The organism is Flavobacterium palustre (assembly GCF_014639535.1).
Taxonomy (GTDB): Bacteria; Bacteroidota; Bacteroidia; order Flavobacteriales; family Flavobacteriaceae; genus Flavobacterium; species Flavobacterium palustre.
On record NZ_BMGA01000004.1, the window covers coordinates 220,416 to 246,465 of the forward strand.

Consider the following 26,050-nt stretch of genomic DNA (forward strand, 5'->3'; position numbering starts at 1 on the left):
TATTTAGTTAGCTTACTAAAACTTTCAATTTCTAATTAATGAAAAAAATATTATTCCTACTTATGCTGCTTTTTTTGATGCCAAAAGTAAATGGGCAGCAACTGGATTCAGTTACAAATCACAAAAAACTAAGCTATAAATCATTTATAATTCCTACCGCTCTAATTGGTTCAGGAGTGATTTTATTCAATAGCCAACTGAATAATAATATTCAAAAAGATGCGAACTCTTTTTTTGGTTCGAATTTTAATACCCGAATTGACGATTTTACTCTTTTTGTTCCTGCAGCACAAATTTACGCCGGGAAATTTTTAGGTTTTAATCCTAGAAATACGTTTAAACATCAAACTATAGATTTGGCTACAGCCAATACCCTTAGCTACGTTATAGTAACAGCAATAAAACATTCGGTCAAAGCCAACCGTCCTGATGACTCCGATAGATTTAGTTTTCCTTCAGGACATACCGCTCTTGCTTTTACTAATGCTGCTCTTTTATATCAGGAATACAAAGATTCTAATTTTTGGTATGCCAGCAGCGGATTTGTATTTGCAACTGCTACCGGAATATTGCGTGTTGCTAATAACAAACATTATACTTCAGATATATTGACGGGAGCCGGAATTGGGTTAGCTTCCGGGATTTTAGTTTCTTATTATAATCCTTTTCAAAAAATTAATTTTGGGAAAAAGAATAAAACCTCAGCGTTTATTTATCCTCAAATAGGAAATCAATTAGGAATTGGAGCTGTTATTAAACCTTCGTTTTAAAAACAAAAAAGCCTTGAATTAATCCAAGGCTTAAATAATTTTATGCTGTCGAATTAGAACGGTAAATCGTCCGGTTCGTCTTCGTTTAAATTGGTTGCCGGTGCAAATGCCGGTGCAGCTGGCATAGGTGCAGCAGCAGGAGCTTCAGTAGCCATTTTTTCGATTCTCCAACCTTGGATACTGTTAAAATATCTTGTTTCTCCTTGTGGATTTACCCACTCTCTTCCTCTTAAATTAATCGATACTTTTACTGCTTCACCAATATTATAATTGTTCAACAAATCACATTTATCTTGTGTAAACTCAATCAATATATGTTGAGGATATTGTTCCTCTGTAGTTACAACTAATTCTCTTTTTCTAAATGATGCACTAACTTGTTGCTCTGGATTAACAACTTTAATTTTCCCTGTAACTTCCATCTTCGTTATTTTAATCGTTATATAATTATTATTTTTTCAAAAGTATTCCTAAACCAGAATAACAAGCTTTTCTTTTGAATTTTATAGCTTCAAAATCAATTGAATACAAAAACATAATAGAAAAACATTTGATATACAAATATAACAACTTCTTCTATCTGACAATAACGTTTGTTTTACAATTTCAATTTTAATTTTTAATTCCTTGTCAAACAAGCAGATTTCAATGTGAATGATATTACTTTCCCTATGCGAAACCACCTAAAACTTTAAAGCGAACAAAGCAATAGTACTTATATTTGGTTATATTTATGGTTCAAAATATGAATTATGCAATTTTCTGATAAAAGAAGTACCGGAAGATGGATACTTATTTTTGCTTCATTTCTTATCATTTCCTTAATTCTATGGAATACCTACACTTTTTTTCAAATTTTCAAAAACGAAGAACGGCTAAAAATGAATCTTTTGGCGAAAGCTCAAAAAACACTCATCAATGCCGATGAAAATACCGATGTAGAACTTCCGTTGCAAATTTTTAAAAACAATACTTCTATCCCTGTTATTCTTACCGAAAACGACAGCATTATCAATACCATCAATATTGATGAAGCAATACTAAAAGACAAAACGAAAGCCATGGATTTTTTGTCTCAGTTAAAAAAGGAAAACGATCCAATTATTATTGAATATGCGCCTGACAAATACCAGAAATGGTATTATGGCAACTCAGCTTTACTGAACAAATTGAAATATTATCCCATCGCTTTGCTTTTAATTATTTTCCTGTTCTCAGCACTGATTTATTATTTTTACCGAAGTACTAAAATTGCTACTCAAAACAAACTTTGGGCCGGAATGGCTAAGGAAACAGCGCATCAAATTGGCACACCACTTTCTTCCTTAATAGGTTGGGTTGAAATTCTAAAAACCGAAAACATTGACGAAACCACCACTATCGAAATCGAAAAAGACATCGATAGATTGCAAACTATTACCGATCGTTTTTCGAAAATAGGTTCCGAACCCGTTTTAGAAAAAAGCAACATTATAGAAGAAACTTTAAAAACCTATAACTACCTTCAATCCCGATTTTCCAAACAAATTGAATTTTCTTTTGATAGTCCAAAATCGGCAATATACACTATGTTGAACCCAACTTTACATAGCTGGACAATCGAAAACTTAATAAAAAATGCAATTGATGCCATGAAAGGAAAAGGAAAAATCACTGTTAGTATTGAGGAAGATTCCGTAACTGTAAAAATAAACATAACTGATACAGGAAGCGGCATCCCCAAAAATCAATTTAACACTATTTTTGAACCTGGATTCACTACTAAAAAAAGAGGTTGGGGACTGGGACTCTCTTTAACCAAACGCATTGTAAAAGAATACCACAAAGGCAGCATTAAAGTTTTACATTCTGAAATTGGAAAAGGAACAACTATGCAAATCAGTTTGAAAAAACTAGTCTAGTTTAATGGTATTCCAAACCAAGATACTTTTGAAAACATTGTTTTTCTAACCAATTTAGACTTACTCAAATAGTCCTTTACAAAGGAAGCCTGTTCATCTGCCTGAATCAATGCTTCTGCAATATTTCTTTTTAATGAACTCATATTGGACGCATTTTCACTACCCACTGTTCCAATCTTAAAAATATCGTTTTGGCATTTTGCCAATTTCTCTCTTGGAGTTTGAATCATTTGTTGGGTTTTTTCATCCGGAAAAGTAGGTTTGAATTTCTTGTTTCGATACATTATAAAATCATTTAATAACAGTAATGCTTCATTGTATTCATTTACAACAACATTCAATTTATCAATATTGGCATTTTGCATTGTATTATTCCACTGTTTTTTTGTCATGTTATAATACTCTAAAATCATCGCATTTTTCAAACCGTTTTTTTCTATTCGCGCAGCCGATTCAAACAACTGATCGTTCTCTGATATTTTATAATAAAGAGCAATCTCTTTCTCAAAATCAAAATATTTTTTGGTTTTATCCAATTGCGTTTTCCCTCCATAAAATTCCGCATTGGTAACAGGATAATTCAGGAATTGCCACATATAATCAAACGGCATATGCGAAGCAATAATTTTAGAAGGCTCTGCTTTAAAATAAGTATTGTTTAACTTCTTTACAAACTTCCCATTCGTTATACCTCCTGCTCCCCAGGTAGGATCAAACACAACCCATTTATTGTCTATTTGGGCGGCACACCAGGCATGAGCTAAATTATCTACCTCCCCATTTTGTTTGGTATAACCTTCAATTATTCGGCATTTAATTCCAACTTTATTTGAAATATCATTAAAAACTTCAGCATAATGAATACAAACTCCTTTTCTGGTTTTTAATGTTTTTTCTATTTTTTGTTGAACAGTTTCCAATTGATTTGGTGCAAACATATTGGGCACATCATAACTAATGTTAGAAGCTGTCCAATAAAAAACGGCACGAATTCGATCATTTTCTGTTTGAAAATTACTTTTGATATAATTACCAATACTATCCATCGATTGATTAAAACCTACTGGCATTTTATCCATTCTAGCATCAATCAAATCATAATTTTTCTGAATCTTTTGTTTCTTTTGTGCCAAAACCATAAAAGAACAAAAACAAGCAAAAAATAAAAAAGTGTATTTCATGGCAAAAAAAGCTTTACTGCACCAAATATATAAATTAAGATTAATTCTACAAATATATAAAACTCTGATTCAGACAGTAAATCATAAAAAAACGTTTAGAAACTAATCTCTAAACGTTTTTTTATATTAATTTCAATATAAAAACTACAAATTAGCTCTAATTTCCTGAGCTAAGTTTTCAAATTCTTCTTTGCTCAAAGCTACCTTTTTCTGAAAGCGAATATCATCCATTGTGTTTAACGGAATCAAATGCACATGAGCATGCGGAACTTCAATTCCAATAACCGAAATCGCGATTCGGTTACAAGGAATGGTTTTTTCCAAAGCTATAGCCACCTTTCTCGAAAACTGCATTAATCCTAAATACACTTCTTCGTCCAAATCAAAAATCTTATCGACTTCCACTTTTGGGATACACAGTGTGTGTCCTTTGGCATTAGGATTAATATCTAAAAAAGCAAAATAGTTATCATCTTCAGCAATTTTATAACATGGAATTTCTCCGTTTATTATTTTGGTGAATATCGAGCTCATTGGAATGATTTTAGAATTTAGATTTAAGAGTTTAGAATAGAGGAAATTCAAAAGAGTTTGTATTTTCTAACTGAACACTAAAAAACCGAACACTGAATACTTATAATTACTCTCTTGTAATTTCCAGAATTTCAAATTTCAAAACACCGTTAGGCACTTTAATTTCTGCTACTTCGCCTATTGATTTCCCTAATAATCCTTTCCCTATTGGAGAAGTTACAGATATTTTTCCTGTTTTCAAGTCGGCTTCGCTTTCGGCAACTAAGGTATATTTCATTTCCATACCATTCGCCTGATTTTTAATTTTCACGCTTGATAATACCAAAACTTTAGACAAATCAAGATTGGATTCATCAATTAAACGGGCATTGGCATGAATTTCCTCTAATTTGGCAATTTTCATTTCCAACATTCCTTGTGCCTCTTTAGCAGCATCGTACTCTGCATTTTCAGATAAATCTCCTTTATCTCTTGCATCGGCTATATCTTGAGATGCTTTAGGACGCATCACGGTTTTTAAATAATCTAATTCTTCTCTTAATTTTTTAAGTCCTTCTGCTGTGTAATAAGATACTGTACTCATAACTTCATCATTTTATAAAATAGAAAAAATCCCATCGGGACGGGATTTCTTTCCACAAAGATAATATATTTTTTTATAGTGTATAATTATATGTTAACCATTATTATTTCAAATGTAAATAAATTAAATTTGTTTCACTAATACTTTTACAAATTAAAAAACATGAAAAAAATTGTCTCACTTTTCCTGATTAGTCTTTTGTTTTTTTCGTGTTCAGACAACGGATTTAACAACAACAATCCTTACATCCCCAACTATATTTTTTCAGTAACATTCAATCTGAGTTTACCTCAGTATTCAAATCTTAATTACGTAAGCAATGCTATTTATTATTCCGGTCCCGAAGTAGGCCCTAAAGGCATTTATGTATTTAACACCGGAAGCGGCTACAATGCTTTTGATGCAGCCTGCCCTAATCAGGCACTAAGCAGCTGTTCAACTTTGACACTCGACGGCATCTATCTTCAATGCCCTTGTGATGACGAACAATACAGCTTATTTACGGGACAGGGAAAATTAAAATATCCCTTAAAACAATATCGTGCAGAACTCAATGGAAACATTCTGCGGGTTTATAATTAAAAATCAAAAAGCCTGAGAAATTGAATTTCTCAGGCTTTTAAAATATAGAACTACACGATATTAAAACTTCAATGTCAATCCGGCTAAGAAATTGGCTCCTGCCTGTGGATAATAATACACATATCCTCCGCCATAATCAGCACCGTCAGAAACATAATGTTTATTGGCAATATTATTAGCTAACACACTTATAGTAATCGACTTAAAAACACTTTTAGGAAAGATGGTGTAGGTAGCATTAAAATCGTTTACAAAATAATCGTTCAATTTTCCTTGTCCGTCATTAATATTGTTTAAATATTGATTTCCAACAAATTTAGACAACAAGTTCAATTGCAAATTAGCTACAGGAGAAAACACCACACTATTGGCAGCGATTAATTTTGGAGAAAAAGCAATATTGGTATTTCCTAAATTGGCTGTACCGCTTCCGTTATCCAATACAAAATCAATATTTTTATTATCACTCAGGGTAAAATTAGGTCGGATTGCCCATTTTTTATCCAATTGAAATCTGGCATCTACTTCCAAACCTAAACGATAACTTTCGCCCACATTAGTTCGAACCGGATTCCCTACATCGTCCAATTCACCTGTTAAAACCAACTGGTCTTTGTATTTCATATAATAACCATTGATGTTTAGCTGTGTTTTTGGAGCTACAAATCGCCAGCCCAATTCAAAATCATCCATTCTTTCCGGTTTCACATTTCCGCCTTCATAATCCGTTCGATTAGGTTCCCTGTTAGCTCTGGCATAAGAAACATAAATTGCATTTTTATTATTAAGGGTAAAATTCAAACCAGCCTTAGGATTAAAGAAATTAAAATTATCATTTACCAAACCCGTTTCTGCGCTATTAGCCTGGTAGTGTACATTTCTAAGCTGTGCATCAACATAAACATTAACAAAAGACCCAATCTGATAATTGATTTTTGCAAAAACATTCCCATCTTTTTTTGAAGCAAAATCGTCATAATAGCGATCTCCTAATTCACTTTGAGAAGCAAATCGTGCCCAAATAACTTTACCAAAATGATCGCCTTCATATTTATTCCAGCCTCCGCCCAAGATAACATCCAACTCTTCATTTTTATAATTTGCCGAAAAAGTAGTTCCGTAAAAATCATTATCCAACCACTTTTGGCGCACTAAATCAGTTGTTACTTCCGAACCTACCGGATTCAAACCATAATCAGCAAAATCAGCATCTTCTTTGTAATTTTCATAATATCCTTTTCCTTTTGTATAATGAAAAGCCAAATTGGTATTCCAACTAGAGGACAATTTCTCATTCCAATGCAACTGATAATGATCTTGCTGGTAATTATCGGTTTCGTTATCATAAAAACGGGTATTACCTGATTCATCTGTATAAATTCCACCAAAATTAAATGTTCTGTCTGAAGCTAAAGTTGCCGCATCAATTCCGTTCCAGGCTTGGTATGTTTTCTCGGTTCCTCCAAAAACCAAAGCCTTGATTAATGTTGTTTTTCCAACATAAGTTCCCTGCAGGAAATACGATTTTAAATCAGAACTTCCTCTGTCCACATAACCAACTGATTTTAAAGCCGACACACGTCCAGCCAATTCAAAATGATCGTTCATTAAACCCGAACTGAATTTAACAGTGTGTTTTCTGGTATTGAAACTTCCAAAAGAATTAGAAATCTCTCCACTACTTATTTTCGAATAAGCATCAGTCAATAAGTTCAAACTAGCCCCAAAAGCACCCGATCCGTTAGTAGAAGTCCCTACTCCTCTTTGCAATTGCATATTCTCTACCGAAGAAGCAAAATCCGGCATATTAACCCAAAAAGTTCCATGACTTTCCGAATCATTATACGGAATTCCGTTAACCGTAATATTTACACGGGTTGCATCACTACCACGAACACGAATCCCAGCATAACCTATTCCGTTTCCTGCATAAGACGTTGTCACCACCGATGGCATAAAATTCATCAAAGCCGGAATATCCTGACCTAAATTGCGTGGAGCAATTTCTTTTTTGTCCAAATTAGAAAAACTAACCGGCGTTTTTGTTGTAACACGAATGGCAGAAACCAAAACTTCATCGAGTTGATTGACCTTAGTGGTATCTTTTACCTGAGAAAAAGATATAAAAGACAACAGACAGAAAGCAATAACGAATAGTGTAGATCGATTACCTACTGTCTTTGGAATTTGGAATTTTAGATTTGAAATTTTAATTAATGGTTTCATCCGTAATTGTTTTACGAATAAAAGGGGCAATTATTCTTTTTGTTAAATTATAAAAGATTTGTTCAACTAAAATAAATCAATAGTACTACTACTCATTTATCACATTTTCCCTTAGCAACATTACTTGCTCAGGTTCGTTGGGTATGATCTCAGCTCGTTATTTAGAGCACCCCTTTGAGACGGTGCAAAGATAATGTTAAAAAACAAATCCCAAAAATTAAATTCCAAAACCTAACTTTTAAACATTTTTTATTGGAAATTGGAATTTATTTTTTTGGTTTTTAATCCAAGTTTGGTTTTTTACGCGATTGTTTTAGGTCGGAAAGATTCTTTTTGTCTTTAATTCGTTTTTTAATTACTGATTTTGGAACTTTTGTAGCCTTTCTAATTTTGGGAACAATAAGTCCTTTTCTAATCAATTCTAAAAAACGTTTCGTGACAATTTCTTTATTTTTAAGTTGGCTTCGGTCTTCATCACAATTCAGAATCAAAACCAAATCAGTAGTTAATCTTGACGAAAGATTGGTTTCTAACAGTAACTTTTCTTCTTCAGATAAAGCCTGAGAATTTTTCAAATCGAAAGACAATACCACTTTAGACGAAACCTTATTTACGTTTTGTCCGCCGGCACCACTGCTTCGCACAGCTTTAAATTGCAGCTCCGATATGATTTTTTGGATTTCCATTATTTACAACGACTGATGTGCCTCTTTTAATAAATCATTGACCGTTTTCACCGGATTAAAAGTAATCAAAGGCACTTCAACAAAAACAGTCAGCCAGTTTGCCATTGCTCCATTCCACAAACCCGGTAATTCATAGCCTTTAATATCTTTTCCCTGATAATTTTTTTCCACTATAAAACCGCTGTTTTCATCCACAAACTGATGTAAATCAAACTTTTCCCCTTTATAATTTTTAGTCGCACAAACTAAATCTACCGGATTAAAATGAGTCGCATTAGCCATGATTTTAGCCTGCTTTTTATTGCTCAAATCCACCTGAGAAGACTCAACAATTTGTAACGAAACCTCTTTTTGTCCATTCTTTACCCAAAAAGGACCTCCTCCGGGCTCACCTTCATTGATAACCATTCCGCAAACTCTGATAGGACGGTCTAAAATATTTTTCAGAAATTTTATTTTATTTTCGAAAGTATATAGATCAAAATCGGATTTAACTTCCACATTCAATTTGGCTGAAAGGAATTTTTTAATTTCCTCAATTTGATTTTCTTCAACTGTATAAAGATCAATTAAATTCAGGCAGGCAAATATTTGCTGTTGCAATTCTAATAAAACACCAGCCAATGCTTTTTTATAAAGCGCAATTTTTTCATTGTTATGCAAAATAACATTATCAATATTTTTAATAAAGATAATATCTGCATCCAACTGATTTAAGTTTCCTATCAGCGCCCCATGACCTCCGGGTCTGAATAATAATTTACCCTCTTGGGTTCTAAAAGCCTTATCATTCATGTTCACCGCAATAGTATCAGTACTTTTATCCTGATAAGAATAAGTCACCTCAATACTGGTTTGCGTTTCATTTTCAACCTTAGCCTTCTCACTATCTATAATTTGCTCAAACTGTTCCTGATGTGATTCAGAAACCGTAAAATGCAAATAAGATTTATTATTGGTGCTTGAATAATAACCACATTCGTACAAATGCTCTTCAATTGGTGTAGCAATTTTAGTCGCATATTTATGGAAAGGCAAAATCCCTTTTGGCTTTGAAGCAAAATCAAAATACTTTGCATCCAACATGAATTTGATAAAATAATAGTTTTTATAATCACGTGAAAGTGAGTCAAAATCCTGAATCTCTTCTTTGAGTTTTTTATAAATCATTTCAAAAAAAGGCAATTTCTCCATTCCTACTATAAAAACAGGCAGTTTGGTCTCCTTTTTTCTATTGATATAAGCATTGATACTTTCTTTTTCAATATTAAAATCATTCAGGAAAGCCGTTAGAAATTTAAACATCCTGCTGGCCGCTCCCGATGCCGGTACAAACTTTAATAACTTTAAATTGGATTTATGATCATCAAAAAAACTGGCATTTTCAACAAATTCCTCTTCTGTCAGTCTCAAAATTCCGTTCCCAACAGTTGCAGCTTCAACCAATTCCATCTTAGCAATTCCTTTTTTAAAAATTGCCAATTCTTTTTTGATATTTTCTAATGAAACTCCGTGTTCTCTGATTTGTTCAAAATCCTGTTCTGACAATCCCATAGCTTTAATTTTATTTAAATCATCAATTGATTTCTCTTGTACCAAATCTTTTATTTCACTCATGTAATTGCAATCAAATATTCTAAAATTACTAATCTAAAACGACCATTTCTTCCTTCTCTGTGTCTTGTTTTGCTAAAATTTTCTTCCATTCAAAATAACCGTATATAGCCAGAATTGTAAAGATTAAATATTGCAAACTCGTAAAAGTATAGCCTTTAAAAAAATACAAAGGTATCGAAATGAAATCTCCTACAATCCAAAAAATCCAATTTTCAATTTTCCGTTTAGCCATCAACCACATCCCCACAAAAAAGAGCGCTGTTAACAAGGTATCTACATAATTGTACCATGAAGTAAATTTATCAAAATACTGATACACAAGGAACACAAAAATTAAAGTAACAACAAAAATTAAGGCTGCCATTTTATGCTCTTTTTTAGTTGCAACAGCAACAGGATAAGCTTCAACTGCTCCTTTTTTTCTGGTCCAATGGTACCAACCATAAATACTCATCACAAAATAATAGACATTGATCATCGAATCGCCCAGCAACTCCCATTTCCAAAGCAAATAAGCGTAAACTGAAGTATTTACTAAACCTGTTGGGAAAACTAAAATATTATCTTTTTTAGCAAACCAAACACTCGCCAAACCAAACAATACAGCCAATAATTCCAAAACAATTTCCGATGTGGGATAATCAGCATATTGAGCAAAGAAAAAATCTATCATTTACTTTTTTTTTGAGAATTAAAAAAATCGGAGTCCTTTTCAAAAGCCGTTCCTATTACAACTAAATCAGCTCCGGATTGATAGGCTTTTTGAATTCCCTGCCAATCTATAATTCCGCCGCCTACAATTAGCGGAATATTGGTATTTTGAGAAACCAATTGAATCATTTCTAACGGAACTGCCTTCTGAGCACCGCTCCCCGCTTCCAAATAAATCAATTTACTACCTAACATTTCTCCGGCCTGAGCTGTCGCCAATACCAAATCGAGATTATTTCTTTCTAAAGGTTTCGTTTTACTGACCCTTTCAACAGCCGTTTCTCTTCCGCTTTCGATTAAAAGATAAGCTGTCGAAATCACTTCAAGATTGGTTTGTTTTAAAATCGGTGCCGCCTGAACCTGATGCCCAGCCAAATAATCCGGATTTCGTCCCGATAATAACGATAAAAACAAAATACCATCAGCATGACTGGAAATTTGAGAAGGATGCCCCGGAAAAAGAACCACCGGCAAAGTACAATCCTGTTTAATTCTAATTATTAAATCATCCAAAATAGTACTTTCTACAAGACTTCCGCCAATAAAAACATGAGTTGCCGGAGATTGATTGATTTTGTAAATCAAATTCCCGATATCTTCCCAAATTATTTTATCGGGATCCAGAAGAATCGCTAATAATTTCCAATTTTCTGATTTAGCTGCCTGTATTTCCTGATAGATTGACCCTTTTTCCATGAGAACGTAAAAGTAAAAAGTTTTTCAAAGTAGCAGAACAAATTCTAAACAATTATATTTGTTAGCACTTTAAAATCCTATTCATTATGATTGCTCTTGCATTACTCGAAAATTATAACGGCATTATAAAAAATTACAAAAGTGGCGATATCATTTTTGAAGAAGGAAAACAACCAACGCATTATTACCAAATTATTTCGGGCGAAGTAAAAATGAATAATTATAATGATGAAGGCAAAGAATTCATTCAGGGAATTTTCTACAAAAACCAGTGTTTTGGCGAACCTCCGTTGTTTATTGACCAGGTTTATCCTGCCAATGCCGTGGCGGTAGTCGATTCGGAATTGATTGTAATTACAAAAGATAAATTTCTGGAATTACTAAAAAACAATGCCGACATCAGCTTACAAATCATCAAAAACCTCTCGCAACGTCTGTATTACAAATCGGTTATGGCAGCCGAAATTTCTTCTCAGGATCCGGAACACCGTGTATTGCGACTAATTGATTATTCGATAGAACAATTGAATTTTAAACAAGAAAAAGCCGGTTTTCTCATCCATTTCACCCGACAACAAATTGCTGATTTAACCGGTTTAAGAGTCGAAACTGTAATTCGGGCTATAAAATCCCTGGAGAAAAAAGGCGATTTAAAAATAATCAACCGAAAAGTATATCGATAAAAAATATTGTTTTATATGATTTAAGTCATAAAATGCCAGTGTGTTGTGGTTGTAAATTTGTGGTATTAAAACAAATTATTATGACACTTTACAACAATACTTTCGAAAGATTCAATCAAAACTTTATTGGTTCAGCTACTTTAAGCATTTTGGTACAAAGCTGTTTAGGTGGTGCGGCAGCCATGAGTATTTTAGCCAATGGCACTTCATTAATCCAAATGATACAACTGGCCATTATTGTATTTATCAGCATTATTGCCAATACATCTATTTTGGCACAAATGACACACAAATTTATTTTTAACTGTGTACTTCTAAGCACTGTTGCAAGTTTATTTTTTATTGTAATAAACAGTTTATAAATGAAAAAAGACATTGAGAACAGAGCCGACATTAGTGTTTTGGTTCACACCTTTTATGATAAAATAAGGGCTGATGACGAAATTGGCCCTTATTTTAACGAACTTATTAAGGACTGGGATTCGCATTTAGAAAAACTAACTGATTTTTGGGAAACCAATTTATTTGGCATTCGAAAATTCAAAGGCAATCCAATAGCAGTTCACAATAAAGTGGACGAACATTTTAATGGTCAAATCAACGCAAACGAATTTGGAATTTGGCTCAACCATTGGTTTCAAACTTTAGATGCTCTTTTTGAAGGGGAAAATGTCGAAATTTTAAAACAAAGAGCACGCAAAATGGGGACTTTTATGATGGTCAGTATTTATGAAAACCGGGCAAAAAAAACTGTAACACAGATTAAAGAAATAATATAAATCTAAAAAATAGCTTAGTGTGACTTTGTGTCTCTCTTTGTGAATCTTTGCGAAAAAACTTTGCTTTCTTTGCGGTTAATATGGCACGCAGATAATACAGATCTAAGCAGATTTTAATTGTTTTTTTGGAACACAGATTGAAAAAATCATAGAAATTAAAAAAATTACTTTGTGTAACTCTGCGATTTTTTTTGCGAAACTTTGCGAAAAAACTTTATCTTCTTTGCGGTTAAAAACTATTTCTCCAAAGCATAAACCAAAGTAAAATTGTCTATTTCTTCAAAATAAACATCAAATTCTTTATGCAAACCATCAAAATGAAGACTTGCGGTAGTTTGAGTTTGGTTTAAATCAAATTCATCAACTGCAATATGGTCTTTAAAACTGATTCCTTTTTCGTTTCTGATTTTAAAAATAGCCTCTTTAGCTCCCCAGATTACCGTTAGCTTTTTAATGTATTCTGTCGTTTTCTCCCGATCTAAATATTCAAATTCGGCATCACAAAATTTATCTGCTATACGAATGATTTTTTCTCTTTGCAGTTCAATATCAATCCCTACAGTTTCATCGCTTACTATAATTGACGAAAATTCATAAGAATGGGTTATCGAAATATGTTTCCCATCATTCAGATGTGGTTTTCCAAATTCGTCATAGTACAAATCAAAATCAGTGTATCCCGCTTCAGCTAAAAGTTTACGAACACTAAGAAAACCGCGTTGATGCAACTCTGATTTCATTCCGCTAATACGTTCCTGACATACCGGATTTAACTGAACTTCCTGAAACAATTGTTCAAAAGACTCGGTTATTTTCCAAATATAAATTTGTGTCGCAGCGTTAAATTGTATTTTCTTATATAAAGGCATTCTTTTGTATTATTCGTTGTGAGTCCCGATGGCTATCGGGATGAGTTTTCTCTCTTAACCCAGATGTGTTTCTAGCCCTGACAGTAACGGCATCCTTTCTAGCCAGTGTTCGGCTGGAAAGATATAGTGGATGGCAGGATTAGCTTCTAAAAACCATTATCAAACTAAAGTTCTAAAAATTAAGACATTAAACAATTCATAAAAATTTTAGAAATTAGTTTAATTCTAAAGTTATTACGTAAATTTGCAAAAATTTTACAATACAAATATACTATAAATGAGTACAACGACTACGCCTTATGTGGCTTACAAAGTAAAAGACATTTCTCTGGCTGCTTGGGGAAGAAAAGAAATTGAACTAGCTGAGGCTGAAATGCCGGGTTTAATGGCGCTTCGTGCTGAATATAAAGACGAACAACCTCTTAAAGGTGCTCGTATTGCAGGATGTTTACACATGACAATCCAAACTGCAGTTTTAATCGAAACTTTAATTGCTCTTGGTGCTGAAGTTACATGGTCTTCTTGTAACATTTTCTCAACTCAGGATCAGGCTGCTGCTGCTATTGCTGCTGCAGGAATCTCAGTTTATGCTTGGAAAGGTCTTGACGAAGAGTCTTTTGATTGGTGTATTGAGCAAACTTTATTCTTTGGTGAAGAAAGAAAACCATTGAACATGATTCTTGATGACGGTGGAGATTTAACTAACATGGTTATCGATCGTTACCCGGAATTAGTTCCTGGAATCAAAGGTCTTTCTGAAGAAACTACAACTGGTGTTCACAGATTGTATGAAAGAGTAAAAGCAGGAACTTTACCAATGCCTGCAATCAATATTAACGATTCTGTTACTAAATCTAAATTTGATAACAAATACGGATGTAAAGAATCAGCTGTAGATGCTGTACGTCGTGCAACTGACTTAATGTTGGCTGGAAAAAGAGTTGTGGTTTGCGGATATGGTGACGTAGGAAAAGGAACTGCCGCTTCTTTCAGAGGTGCTGGTTCTATTGTAACTGTTACTGAAATCGATCCAATTTGTGCTTTACAAGCTGCAATGGACGGTTATGAAGTTAAGAAATTAGATACTGTAATTGCTAATGCTGATATCATCATTACCACTACAGGAAATAAAGATATCGTTCTTGGTCGTCATTTCGAGCAAATGAAAGACAAAACTGTTGTTTGCAACATCGGTCACTTTGATAACGAAATCGACATGGCTTGGTTAAACAAAAACCACGGTGCATCTAAAATCGAAATCAAACCACAGGTTGATAAATATACAATCAACGGAAATGATATTATCATTTTAGCTGAAGGTCGTTTGGTAAACCTTGGTTGCGCTACAGGTCACCCAAGTTTTGTAATGTCTAACTCATTTACAAACCAAACTTTGGCTCAAATCGAATTATGGAACAACAGTGCAGCTTACAAAAACGAAGTGTACATGTTACCTAAACATTTAGATGAAAAAGTAGCTGCTTTACACTTGGCTAAATTAGGTGTTGAACTTGAAGTTCTTCGCGAAGACCAGGCTGCTTACATTGGCGTTGATGTTCAAGGTCCATTCAAACCGGAATACTACAGATACTAAAATGATTTAAGATTGTAGATTAACGATCTTAGATTTTTGATTTAAACCCTCGCTATACCGAAGTTTCGGGAGCGAGGTTTTTTTTGTTTTTTTAATTTTTCTCAAAAAATAAACGGGAAATAATTTCCCCATTATATTCTTTTTTCAATTCAATCTTAGTATTTGTTTCCAAAACAGATTGCCATTCACCATTTATTTTTAAAATATCATTGGGGGAAACTAAACTTAAGTTAACAAAATAACCAAATTCCACAGTATCCAAAGTAGGATTGTAACTAATTATTTTTTCATAAACACTCCAATTCCCTTTGTAATTATTTGTTTGATAAATAACATCAATTATTCCCGAATCAAGGTTATAATCCTGTTGACTTTTATTAAATTTAAAAACATAGGAAGAGTACAGATTAGTTTCTTCTATTCCATTATTACTAAAAAAAGTAATTTTCCATGTTGAAGCATTCAATTTGGCACTTAAATCATAAATAGTAATATTGCTTGGAGGATCAGAATCATTAAGTGAGCTAGTATCAGTACTACCACAAGAATACACAACCAATAATAATATTAAAACTATCTTTTTCAAAGCAAAAAAATTATTGATTTAACATATAAATTTACAAAATATAACAATAAAAAAAACACTTATGTTCAACCTCTTAACTATAATTCTTCAAATTAAAACAAACTTAAATTTTAAACCCTGTTAAACTTTACAACGTTACAATATAGCTTTCAATTTAAAAATCGTTAAAAACATTCTAGTCTTGAAACTAATAACACACAACCATTTGATTTCAAACTTATTTGACTTAAATTTGATAGAGTCAAATTCAAAAATCATGAGAGCTATTTTTAGAATAACAATCATCTGTGTTTTATTTTTTTCCTGCAAAAAAGAAACTCCTGAAAAAGAGAAAATCGTTGCAGGAAAAAACAGTTTAAGTTGCGCTCCGCAAACTACAGACTCAAAATGGTTTGAAACTGACAATAAAGCGCCACTCTTTGAAGGGATGGATGTTATCAACTATCCGATTAGCACCAAAAATACTGAAGCCCAAAAATATTTCAACCAAGGATTAGCTCTTGCTTATGGTTTTAATCATGCTGAAGCAGCACGTTCATTCTATTATGCCACAAAATTAGATCCGCAATGCGCCATGTGTTTTTGGGGATATGCCTATGTTCTGGGACCAAATTACAATGCCGGAATGGATCCCGACAATTATGAAAGAGCATACAAAGCTATTCAACAAGCCCTAAAACTTTCGGACAAAGCCAGCGACAAAGAAAAAGCATTAATAATAGCTTTATCCAAAAGATATGTATCCAAACCAATTGAAGATCGAAGTTCTTTGGACATGGCTTATTCGGAAGCGATGAAAAATGTTGCAGCTAAATTCCCGAAAGATAATGACATCGCTGCCATTTATGCCGAATCTATTATGGATTTACATCCTTGGGATTTATATGATAAAAACGGAACTCCTAAAAAATGGACTCCTGAAATTGAATCCGTCTTAACAAAAATTTTAAACAGAAACCCAAAACATATTGGCGCTAATCATTTCTATATTCATGCCGTTGAAGCTTCCAAAACTCCCGAAAGAGGAAATCCGTCAGCCCAACTTCTTGACGAGGGATTAGTTCCCGGTTCCGGACATCTTATTCATATGCCTTCCCATATTTATATCCGAACCGGAGAATACCACAAAGGCACTTTAGCCAATATTAATGCAGTCAAAACAGACAGTACCTATGTAACCCTATGCCATGCACAAGGAGCTTATCCACTGGCATACTATCCGCATAATTATCATTTTATGGCTGCTTGCGCCACATTAGAAGGAAATTACAAATGGGCAATGCTGGCTGCTAAAAAAACATCAGAACTTGTCCATCCTAAAACAATGATAGAACCAGGATGGTCAACACTTCAGCACTACTATGTTATCCCCTATTTTGTTGCTGTAAAATTTGGAAAATGGGATGAAATTCTAAAAATGAAATTAGTATCGGATACCTTAAAATATCCCTTAGCCATTTCTCATTATGCAAAAGGAATGGCACATCTTGGTAAAAAAGATTTTACAAAAGCCAAAGCTGAATTAACAAAACTTGAGCTTTTAGCCAAAGATCCTTCCATGAAAAAAATGACCATTTGGGAACTTAACTCCATGTATGACATCCTGCAAATTGCAACTAATGTTTTTAAAGGAGAAATTTTAGCTTCTGAAAAAAAATACAATCAAAGTATTTCACTGCTTGAAAAAGCTGTAAAAATAGAAGACAATCTCAACTATAATGAACCTCCCGATTGGTTTTTCTCAGTAAGACATCATTTAGGCGCTGTTCAAATTGAAGCCAAAAAATACACAGAAGCCATCAAAACCTATGAAAAAGATCTGAAATTATTTCCCAATAATGGCTGGGCACAACATGGATTAAAATTAGCTTATCAAAAACTTGACAATCAAGGAAAAGAAAAATCCATCGAAAAACTGATTTCAAAAAGCTGGGCTACCGCAGATATAAAAATTAACACTTCTAGAATCAAATAAAACCTTATTAAACAACCTTAGAACTAAATAAATACAAATTTTACACTTCTTGGTTAAACCTTTTCTTTTAATTAACATCTTATGTTAAGTTTAACCAAATTATTATGAGTAAATATTTATCACTACTGTTCTTTTTTACTTTTTCTTTTTATACTGCTGCACAAAGCAATTATATTTTGAAAGGAAAAGTACTTAACATCAACAACCAACTTCCTCTGGAATCGGCTACTGTATATATCAGTACTGTTAAAGATTCTACCATTTTAGAATACACACTGACAGACAAAAACGGAAATTTCAATTTTTCAGTGAAAAAAAATGAAAAACCCGTGTTTTTAAAAGTTACCTATGTAGGCTTTGAAACTTTTGCCGAAGAGCAAAAAGAAATCAATTCTAACAAGGACTTCAGCAATATCTATCTTGCCGAATCGGTAAACACACTTAAAGAAGTGACCATAAAAGGAGAAGAACCTCCTATCCGAATTAAAAATGACACCATTGAATTCAAGGCTAATTTATTTAAAGTACGCCCTGATGCTAACGTAGAAACACTTTTAAAACAACTTCCGGGACTGGAAGTAGATAGTGACGGAAAAATTACCGCTAACGGAAAAGAAGTCACTCAGGTATTAGTCAACGGGAAACCGTTTTTTGACCGAGATGGTGCGATGGCTCTAAAAAACCTTCCTGCCGAAATTATCAACAAAGTACAGGTTTCTGATTTCAAAACCAAAAAAGAAGAATACTCTAAAGACCAGGCTGCTTCTGATAATGCAAGTATCAACCTGACTATTGACGATGATAAAAACAAAGGTTATTTTGGTAAATTTTTGGGAGGTTACGGTACTGATGACCGTTACGAATCAAGCTTCATTGTGAACTTTTTTAACAACAACAGAAAAATAAGTCTTTTAGGTTCGTCAAATAACATTAATGCTCCAGGATTCTCTATGGACGAAGTTTTTGACAATATGGGCGGCGGCAGAAACAATCAGGGAACTACAATCAACAGAGGTCAGGCTAATGGTATTACAACTTCTAATTTACTGGGAATAAACTATTCCGACGAATTATTCAAAGATTTTCAAACAAATGCCAGTTACGATTATTCGGACAGACAAACAGAAAATGTTAGCGCGTCAAAATCAGTTGAATTAAGACCTGATGGTAATTTTTACGATACCACTTCAGACTCTAAAACAGACAACAAAAACACTACCAACAAAGCGAATGTGGAATTGGAGTACAAAATATCGCCTACGATTCGATTATTTGTTTCTCCAAGATTCAATTCGTCTGTATCAGAGAATTTTTCAAACTCAAACAGAAGAAGTATCAACATGACAGATGACATTGTAACCAACGCTTTTACATCGGAATCAACTAATAAAAATGAATCCAACAGTTTTAGCAATTCGGTTAACTTTAATAAATCATTCGAGAAAAAGGCCCGAAATTTAAGTTTTGTATTTAATAACAACAACAACAGCTCCAATTCGAATGGTTTTGTAGATTCAAAAACATTTCGCAGCCGGGAAAACGACACTATTTTCAGAGATCAAAACACGCGAAACAAAGGCATTAACGATTCGTATTCTGCAGAAATTGAATATACAGAACCAGTTACTGATTCAATTCGTTTTAAAATAGGCATGGAATACAATTTCCAAAATTCTATTAACGATAATAAAACCTTCGACAATACCGGAACAATTACAGACAAAATCTTTACGGATTTGAATGACGAACAAACCACTTACATTACTTCTAAACAAAGAAGTATCACCCCAAAAGCCGGAATTCGATTCGAAAAAAACAAATTTACATTCGACCTTAATTCTTCTACTAATATCATACAATACGACAATTATTCGGACTATCTGGGAGAAGTCATCGATTTAAGAAAGAAATACGTTTTACCAAACGGAAGTGCCCAAATTAGGTACCGGGCTGACAGATCGAAATTTTTCACTATCAGATACAACTACAACCAATCATTGCCGTCAGCTTCGCAATTGCTTCCTATAGAAAACGTATCCAGCACGTTAAACACAATCACAGGAAACCCAAATTTAAATCCTACAGAAGCCCATAGTGCTAATATTAACTATAGAAATTTTGATTTCCGTACCCGATCAGGCTACAACTTATACTTTAGAGCCAATTATTACAATGATGATATAATTGCAACTTCAAACTTTGACGAAAACAACATCAGAAGAACGAGCTACGAAAACGTATCTGGGATTTACTCTCTTTCAGGAGGAGGAAGCTGGAATAAATCAATTAAAAAAGAAGCCAATTTATTACGCTATGGGCTGGCTTTGAATGCGAATTATTCATTTTCTAAAGAATTTACCAATAACGTATTATATGGTGCAAAATCCACCGGAATATCACCCCGAATTTACCTGAATTACGATTATGGTCAGTTTTTCACCATCGCTCCTTCTTATAATTTCTCTTATAATGAAACACAATATGAACTTAGCACACTTAATTCCAGATCCAATGTAGTACACCGACTGAACTTGCAAACCACAAGTTACTGGCCAACCAACTGGATTTGGGGAAATGATTTTGGCTACACTTACAATTCCATCAATCAAAGTTTCTACTTATGGAACACCAGTTTATCATACACTTTCTTAGACAAAGCATTTATTGCCAAAGTAAAAGTATATGACCTTTTAAACCAAAACCAAAGTATTACAAGAAGCATATCCTCTTCGGCAATTACCGACAACGAAAACACTGTTTTAAGACGTTATGCGATGTTTTCTCTAACATACAAAATCCAAAACTTCTCAGGCATGAAAAAACCTCCGGGAAGAAACAACCGAAACATGGAAGGCATGGACAGAGGCGAGCGTCCTGAAGGTTTTGGTGGAGGCGGTTTTGGAGGCGGCAGACCCGGAGGCCCTATGGATTAAGAAAAACGCAATTATTAATTCAATTTAGACAACAAATCCCCTTGTTTTATTAAGCAAGGGGATTTGTTATTTATATACTTGTTGAACTCTAAATGAATTCATCAAAAAACATCAGTTCTAAAAATCATTTTTATCATAAAAAAGTAATCAAAAACTACAACTTCCCGTCATCGAGTAAATTTTAAAATGCGAATAGTTTTTTTGAATCCCGAAGTTTCGGGAGTATCGAGAACCGTTTTAAATTTAAATTATAACCTCGACTGGATTCAAACCAATAACCTTCTGAGCCGTAATCATATGCGCCCATTTATTCGCTAAACTCATATTACCTTCAAAACAAAAAACCATCCTGAAAAAATCAGGATGGTTTTAAAATAAATTGAGAAAATCAATTAAGCTTCTACTTCGAATGGAAGGATTGAAACGTATGATTTGTTATCTCTTTTCTTTTGGAACTTAACAATTCCATCTACTTTTGCATGTAGTGTGTGATCTTTACTAATGTAAACATTTTCACCTGGATTGTGTTTTGAACCTCTTTGTCTTACGATGATGTTCCCTGCGATAGCAGCTTGTCCTCCATAAATCTTAACACCTAAACGTTTCGATTCTGATTCTCTACCATTCTTAGAACTACCGACACCTTTCTTGTGAGCCATGATGTTTTAGTTTTAATATTGTTATTACTCTTGAGTATCTTCTTTTTTAGCTTTAGCTACCTTTTTCTTTGGAGCTTCAACTTCTTCTGTAGTTGCTTCAACTGCTGCTTTTTTAGAAGCTGCTTTCTTAGCACCTGCTGCAGTAATACCTTCAATTACAATTTGAGTAAGAGATTGTCTGTGACCATTTCTCTTTTTGTACCCTTTTCTTCTTTTCTTTTTGAAAACGATAACTTTATCTCCTTTTAAGTGTTGTAACACTTTAGCTTCTACTGAAGCACCTTCTATAGCTGGGGCGCCCAAAGTTACATTCCCATTATCGTCTAATAAAAGAACTTTATCAAAAGAAACTTTTGATCCTTCTTCGCTAGCCAAACGGTGAACATAAACCTTTAAGTCTTTGCTTACTTTAAATTGTTGCCCTGCTATCTCTACGATTGCATACATACCAAATTGATTTATTGATTTTTAAGGTTACAAATATACAATTATTTTTTTATCACGCAATCACTAAATTTAAAAAAATATTTCTTCTTATTTTAGCTTTATTTTCAATACTTTAGAAACAGGATTCGAACTTATTTTTTTGTTAAAAAAAATTCAATTACCAAATCAATACTAAAAAAAAGTATTTTTGGATTAACAATATTACTAATCAAGTATTGCAACCTTATTTTTTACTAATCTTATATGAAAAAAACAATAATGGCAATTAGTACTGCTCTTTTACTTGGCGGTGTCGCCAGAGCCCAAAAAATAACTTTCGAAGAATACGATTTAGACAATGGAATGCACGTTATCCTGCATCAGGATAATAGCGCTCCAGTTGTAATCACTTCTGTAATGTACCATGTAGGTTCCAAAGATGAAAATCCAAACAAAACAGGATTTGCTCATTTTTTCGAACATTTATTATTTGAAGGAACAAAAAATATCAAAAGAGGCGAATGGTTCAATATTGTTACCGCTAATGGCGGAGTGAATAACGCCAACACTTCTGACGACCGAACCTATTACTATGAAGTTTTTCCTTCCAACAATTTAGAATTGGCACTTTGGATGGAATCAGAAAGATTGATGCATCCGGTAATTAACCAAATTGGGGTTGACACTCAAAAAGGAGTAATTAAAGAAGAGAAAAATTCACGTTACGACAACCAGCCTTATGGAAAAATTATTGAAGCCGTTAAAAAGAACCTATTTACAAACCATCCTTACCGCTGGACAACTATAGGCTCAACCGAACATTTGAATTCTGCGAAATTAGAAGATTTTAAAGCTTTTAATGAAAAATTCTATGTCCCTAATAATGCTGTTTTGGTTATAGCAGGCGACTTCGAACAAAAACAAGCCAAAGAATGGATTCAAAATTACTTTGGTTCAATTAAAAAAGGAGCTGCAATAAAAAGAGAAACATTTGTTGAAAAACCAATCACCGAAACCATCAAAGCAACACACATCGACCCTAACATTCAAATCCCAATGTTGGTCGCGGCTTACCGAACTCCATCCATGAAAAGCAGGGATGCACGCGTGTTGGATTTTATTTCTTCCTATTTAAGCGATGGAAAAAGTTCGAAACTGTATAAAAAAATAGTGGACGACAAGAAAAAAGCTTTACAAATTGGCGCTGTAGGTTTTAATCAGGAAGATTATGGCATGTATATTTTATATGGTTTACCAATGACCAACTTCACCAACGAAGACTTGCTGAAAGAAATTGACGAAGAAATTGTAAAAATTCAAAACGAATTAATTTCTGAAAAAGACTACCAGAAACTATTGAATCAATTTGAAAACCAATACGTAAATCAGAACTCAAACGTAGAAGGAATTGCTGAAAATTTAGCTAAATATTACCTGCTTTACGACGATGTAAACCTTATCAATACTGATATCGACATTTACCATTCTATCACCAGAGAAGAAATTAGAGCTGTTGCCCAAAAATACCTGAATCCAAATCAGCGATTACTATTGGACTACATTCCCAGCCCTGAAAAAAACGAGAACTAAGCCATTTCGAAAACATGAAAAAATCAAACACCTTACTCCTCATTCTAATACTAGTTTCAGCAATCATGCAAGCACAAGAACGCAAACAACCTATAGCCGGAAAACCACCGGTAGTCAACATAAAAAAACCACAAAGTTTTACTCTGGCTAACGGACTCACAGTAATGATTGTTGAAAATCACAAACTACCTAAAGTTACCTTCAACCTTACTATCGACAATCCTCCATTTGCCGAAGGAAACAAAAAAGGAATGGACGAATTATGCAGCAACCTGATAGGAAACGGCAGCAAAAAAATATCCAAAGAAGATTTCAACGAAGAAATCGATTTTATGGGAGCTACAATAGATTTCAGTTCCAGCAGTGCCCATGCGAGCTCACTTTCTAAATTTTCTAAACGTACCTTAGAACTTTTAGCTTACGGCGCATTAGACCCTGATTTTACTCAGGAAGAGCTCGACAAAGAAAAAGCCAAATTAATTGAAGGCTTACGCTCTCAGGAAAAAAGCGTTTCCGCTATTGCCGGCAGAATGGTCAATGCGCTTTCTTTTGGAAAAAACCACCCTTCAGGTGAATTCATAACTGAAGAAAGCTTAGCGAATATAACTTTAGAAGATATCATAAAAAATTACAGCAATAACTTTGTTCCTCAAAATGCCTACTTAGCAATTGTAGGAGACATTAAATACGAAGAAATCAAACCAGTTGTTGAACAACTTTTTGGTTCCTGGAAAAAAACTAACAGCCCTAAAACTATTTATCCCGACCCGGTAAACGTTCCAACTACTCAAATTAATTTTATCGATGTTCCTAATGCAGTTCAGTCAGAAATCTCAGTGGTCAACACCTATAACTTAAGAATGAACCACAAAGATTTCTTTCCTGCGGTAATTGCCAGCTACATTCTGGGAGGTGGTTTTAATAGCTACCTAAACATGAATTTAAGGGAAGCACATGGCTGGACATATGGTGCCAGCACTAATATTGGCGCAGGAAAATATGTTACCAATATAAGATCAGCATCGGCGGTAAAGAACAATGTAACCGATAGCGCAGTAGTAGAATTCATTAAAGAAATCAAAAAAATAAGAACCGAAAAAGTAACTACAGAGCAACTTAATAATGCCAAAGCAGGCTATATTGGTCGTTTTGTGATGAAAGCCGAAAAACCGGAATCAGTGGCCCGATATGCACTAAATACCAAAACAGAAGACTTACCGGATGATTTTTACGAAAACTACATTAAAACGATTAACGCAGTTACCAAAGAAGATGTATTAGCTGCCGCAAACAAATATTTCTTATTAGACAACTCCCGAATAATCATTGTTGGCAAAGGCAAAGAAGTTATTCCAGGCTTAGAAAAACTCAACATTCCGATTTTTTATTTTGACAAATACGGAAACCCTGTAGAAAAGCCTAAATTCCAGTAAACAAATCATTAGATTTAAAAAACAACCGCAGATTCGTAAAAAATAAAATTTGCGAATTTGCGGTAAAAACAACTATTTTCTGGCACTCAAATAGACACCAATCAAAATAATAAAGGCTCCAAAAAACTGAACAGGAGTCAGTATTTCATTATCCAATAATCCCCAAAAAAGCGCTATAACAGGAATCAAATACGTTACTGACGCAGCAAAAACAGCAGAAGCAATTTGTATTAGCTTAAAGAAAAGAATATTAGCAATTCCTGTTCCTAAAACACCCAAAATCATTATAAAACAAACTGCTTTTTGTGTTTTCTCCAAATGAATTTGTTCCGGAAAACCCGAAAAAATCAGAATAAGTATAGCAGGAATCAAAAGCACTACAAAATTCCCGGTCGTTATACTTACCGGACTTACATCAGACAAATGTCTTTTTATCAAATTGACATTAGTAGCATAACTAAAAGAAGCCAGAATAATCAACAAAGCATAATAATAATTTTGCTCCGGATTATTTTGCGCACCATTATAAACTAAAAGCAAACTCCCTAAAAGCCCGATCAACAAACCCCAAAGTTGTTTTCGTTGAAAATCAATCCCAAAAAACAACACTCCTATTGCCAATGTATTCAATGGCGTCAAAGAATTCAGAATCGAAGTTACCGAACTGTCTAATTCCGTTTGAGCAACAGCAAACAAAAAAGCCGGAAAAAAAGTCCCGAAAAGTGCCGTAATAGCTATGAATTTCCATTTTGATTTCGGAATAAGTTTCAGACTTTTAAACCCAATTAACAACAGGAAAAAGGAGGCAAAAATAATTCGCAACGAACCTACCTGAATAGCCGATAAGCCTAACAATCCTTTCTTTATCAAAATAAAGGAACTACCCCAAATTAAAGAAAGAACCAGTAAATAAAACCACTTTAATTGTTTGGATTCCATATTATACCAATTATGAATATAAATAAGTCCGATAATATTCGGTATAATGCAGTTATATATTTCATTTAGCCCAATTTTTATTGGACTAATTTGAAAT

Annotated in this window: 25 protein-coding genes; 11 read left to right on the plus strand and 14 right to left on the minus strand. The window is 33.7% G+C overall.

Annotation, left to right across the window (positions count from 1 at the left end; translation table 11 throughout):
- The first annotated feature begins 38 nt into the window (after positions 1–38).
- Positions 39–770, plus strand: coding sequence for a phosphatase PAP2 family protein (locus IEV84_RS10100; RefSeq protein ID WP_188494161.1), 732 nt, complete (start codon positions 39–41; stop codon positions 768–770).
- Positions 771–823: 53 nt separating this feature from the next.
- On the opposite strand, the gene IEV84_RS10105 is transcribed toward IEV84_RS10100, so the two are convergent.
- Positions 824–1,192, minus strand: coding sequence for a DUF3127 domain-containing protein (locus IEV84_RS10105; protein ID WP_188494162.1), 369 nt, complete (start codon positions 1,190–1,192; stop codon positions 824–826).
- Between the two features lie 330 nt (positions 1,193–1,522).
- On the opposite strand from IEV84_RS10105, the gene IEV84_RS10110 reads away from it, so the two are divergent.
- Entirely contained in the window at positions 1,523–2,671 is a 1,149-nt protein-coding gene (locus tag IEV84_RS10110; RefSeq protein WP_188494163.1) for a sensor histidine kinase, read from the plus strand.
- On the opposite strand, the gene IEV84_RS10115 is transcribed toward IEV84_RS10110, so the two are convergent.
- The 3 genes from IEV84_RS10115 to greA all read right to left on the minus strand — a co-directional run bounded on the left by IEV84_RS10115 (position 2,668) and on the right by greA (position 4,969).
- Positions 2,668–3,852 carry a transglutaminase domain-containing protein gene (locus IEV84_RS10115; RefSeq protein ID WP_188494164.1) on the minus strand — a complete coding sequence of 395 codons (1,185 nt, stop codon included), beginning with the start codon at positions 3,850–3,852 and terminating at the stop codon, positions 2,668–2,670. The two genes, IEV84_RS10110 and IEV84_RS10115, sit on opposite strands and share 4 nt — an antisense overlap.
- Before the next feature lie 144 nt (positions 3,853–3,996).
- Positions 3,997–4,386: an HIT family protein gene (locus tag IEV84_RS10120; protein WP_188494165.1), complete on the minus strand. Its 390-nt coding sequence runs from the start codon at positions 4,384–4,386 to the stop codon at positions 3,997–3,999.
- A 106-nt stretch (positions 4,387–4,492) separates the two neighbouring features.
- Complete coding sequence (gene greA, locus IEV84_RS10125) at positions 4,493–4,969, minus strand: transcription elongation factor GreA (protein ID WP_035656904.1); 477 nt, start codon at positions 4,967–4,969, stop codon at positions 4,493–4,495.
- Positions 4,970–5,131: 162 nt separating this feature from the next.
- On the opposite strand from greA, the gene IEV84_RS10130 reads away from it, so the two are divergent.
- Positions 5,132–5,551 carry a Rieske (2Fe-2S) protein gene (locus IEV84_RS10130; RefSeq protein ID WP_188494166.1) on the plus strand — a complete coding sequence of 140 codons (420 nt, stop codon included), beginning with the start codon at positions 5,132–5,134 and terminating at the stop codon, positions 5,549–5,551.
- A 60-nt stretch (positions 5,552–5,611) separates the two neighbouring features.
- On the opposite strand, the gene IEV84_RS10135 is transcribed toward IEV84_RS10130, so the two are convergent.
- From IEV84_RS10135 to IEV84_RS10155, 5 genes are all read right to left on the minus strand, one after another.
- On the minus strand, positions 5,612–7,777 hold the full coding sequence (locus tag IEV84_RS10135) for a TonB-dependent receptor (RefSeq protein WP_188494167.1): 2,166 nt from the start codon (positions 7,775–7,777) through the stop codon (positions 5,612–5,614).
- 281 nt (positions 7,778–8,058) lie between these two features.
- Positions 8,059–8,463 (minus strand): alternative ribosome rescue aminoacyl-tRNA hydrolase ArfB, encoded by a 405-nt coding sequence (gene arfB, locus IEV84_RS10140; protein ID WP_188494168.1) that lies wholly within the window; start codon positions 8,461–8,463, stop codon positions 8,059–8,061.
- A 3-nt stretch (positions 8,464–8,466) separates the two neighbouring features.
- Entirely contained in the window at positions 8,467–10,080 is a 1,614-nt protein-coding gene (locus tag IEV84_RS10145; protein ID WP_188494169.1) for a DUF4301 family protein, read from the minus strand.
- Between the two features lie 28 nt (positions 10,081–10,108).
- Complete coding sequence (pnuC, locus tag IEV84_RS10150) at positions 10,109–10,753, minus strand: nicotinamide riboside transporter PnuC (RefSeq protein ID WP_188494170.1); 645 nt, start codon at positions 10,751–10,753, stop codon at positions 10,109–10,111.
- On the minus strand, positions 10,750–11,487 hold the full coding sequence (locus tag IEV84_RS10155; protein ID WP_188494171.1) for a phosphoglycerol geranylgeranyltransferase: 738 nt from the start codon (positions 11,485–11,487) through the stop codon (positions 10,750–10,752). The genes pnuC and IEV84_RS10155 overlap by 4 nt, the downstream gene beginning before the upstream one ends.
- Positions 11,488–11,573: 86 nt before the next feature.
- On the opposite strand from IEV84_RS10155, the gene IEV84_RS10160 reads away from it, so the two are divergent.
- From IEV84_RS10160 to IEV84_RS10170, 3 genes are all read left to right on the plus strand, one after another.
- Positions 11,574–12,170, plus strand: a complete 597-nt coding sequence (locus IEV84_RS10160; RefSeq protein ID WP_188494172.1) for a Crp/Fnr family transcriptional regulator — start codon at positions 11,574–11,576, stop codon at positions 12,168–12,170.
- Between the two features lie 80 nt (positions 12,171–12,250).
- Positions 12,251–12,532 (plus strand): hypothetical protein, encoded by a 282-nt coding sequence (locus IEV84_RS10165; RefSeq protein WP_188494173.1) that lies wholly within the window; start codon positions 12,251–12,253, stop codon positions 12,530–12,532.
- Positions 12,533–12,949 (plus strand): group III truncated hemoglobin, encoded by a 417-nt coding sequence (locus IEV84_RS10170; protein WP_188494174.1) that lies wholly within the window; start codon positions 12,533–12,535, stop codon positions 12,947–12,949. It abuts the gene before it with no gap.
- Between the two features lie 236 nt (positions 12,950–13,185).
- Here the strand turns inward: IEV84_RS10170 and IEV84_RS10175 are convergent, their stop codons facing one another.
- Positions 13,186–13,818 carry a 4'-phosphopantetheinyl transferase family protein gene (locus IEV84_RS10175; RefSeq protein WP_188494175.1) on the minus strand — a complete coding sequence of 211 codons (633 nt, stop codon included), beginning with the start codon at positions 13,816–13,818 and terminating at the stop codon, positions 13,186–13,188.
- A 277-nt stretch (positions 13,819–14,095) separates the two neighbouring features.
- Here IEV84_RS10175 and ahcY point away from each other — a divergent pair, with 277 nt between their 5' ends.
- The gene (gene ahcY / locus IEV84_RS10180) at positions 14,096–15,412 is read left to right on the plus strand and encodes an adenosylhomocysteinase (RefSeq protein ID WP_188494176.1); all 1,317 of its coding nucleotides are present in this window, start codon (positions 14,096–14,098) and stop codon (positions 15,410–15,412) included.
- Positions 15,413–15,503: 91 nt separating this feature from the next.
- On the opposite strand, the gene IEV84_RS10185 is transcribed toward ahcY, so the two are convergent.
- Positions 15,504–15,998: a hypothetical protein gene (locus IEV84_RS10185; protein ID WP_188494177.1), complete on the minus strand. Its 495-nt coding sequence runs from the start codon at positions 15,996–15,998 to the stop codon at positions 15,504–15,506.
- A 256-nt stretch (positions 15,999–16,254) separates the two neighbouring features.
- On the opposite strand from IEV84_RS10185, the gene IEV84_RS10190 reads away from it, so the two are divergent.
- Entirely contained in the window at positions 16,255–17,973 is a 1,719-nt protein-coding gene (locus IEV84_RS10190) for a tetratricopeptide repeat protein (protein ID WP_188494178.1), read from the plus strand.
- 104 nt (positions 17,974–18,077) lie between these two features.
- Positions 18,078–20,906, plus strand: coding sequence for an outer membrane beta-barrel protein (locus IEV84_RS10195; RefSeq protein WP_188494179.1), 2,829 nt, complete (start codon positions 18,078–18,080; stop codon positions 20,904–20,906).
- 392 nt (positions 20,907–21,298) lie between these two features.
- On the opposite strand, the gene rpmA is transcribed toward IEV84_RS10195, so the two are convergent.
- Positions 21,299–21,565, minus strand: a complete 267-nt coding sequence (rpmA, locus tag IEV84_RS10200; protein WP_035656880.1) for a 50S ribosomal protein L27 — start codon at positions 21,563–21,565, stop codon at positions 21,299–21,301.
- 24 nt (positions 21,566–21,589) lie between these two features.
- Positions 21,590–22,012, minus strand: coding sequence for a 50S ribosomal protein L21 (gene rplU / locus IEV84_RS10205; RefSeq protein WP_188494180.1), 423 nt, complete (start codon positions 22,010–22,012; stop codon positions 21,590–21,592).
- Positions 22,013–22,255: 243 nt separating this feature from the next.
- Here rplU and IEV84_RS10210 point away from each other — a divergent pair, with 243 nt between their 5' ends.
- Positions 22,256–23,581 carry a M16 family metallopeptidase gene (locus tag IEV84_RS10210; protein WP_188494181.1) on the plus strand — a complete coding sequence of 442 codons (1,326 nt, stop codon included), beginning with the start codon at positions 22,256–22,258 and terminating at the stop codon, positions 23,579–23,581.
- A 14-nt stretch (positions 23,582–23,595) separates the two neighbouring features.
- Entirely contained in the window at positions 23,596–25,014 is a 1,419-nt protein-coding gene (locus tag IEV84_RS10215; RefSeq protein WP_229732653.1) for a M16 family metallopeptidase, read from the plus strand.
- Positions 25,015–25,086: 72 nt separating this feature from the next.
- Here the strand turns inward: IEV84_RS10215 and IEV84_RS10220 are convergent, their stop codons facing one another.
- Positions 25,087–25,953 carry a DMT family transporter gene (locus IEV84_RS10220; RefSeq protein ID WP_188494182.1) on the minus strand — a complete coding sequence of 289 codons (867 nt, stop codon included), beginning with the start codon at positions 25,951–25,953 and terminating at the stop codon, positions 25,087–25,089.
- Positions 25,954–26,050: the final 97 nt, after the last annotated feature.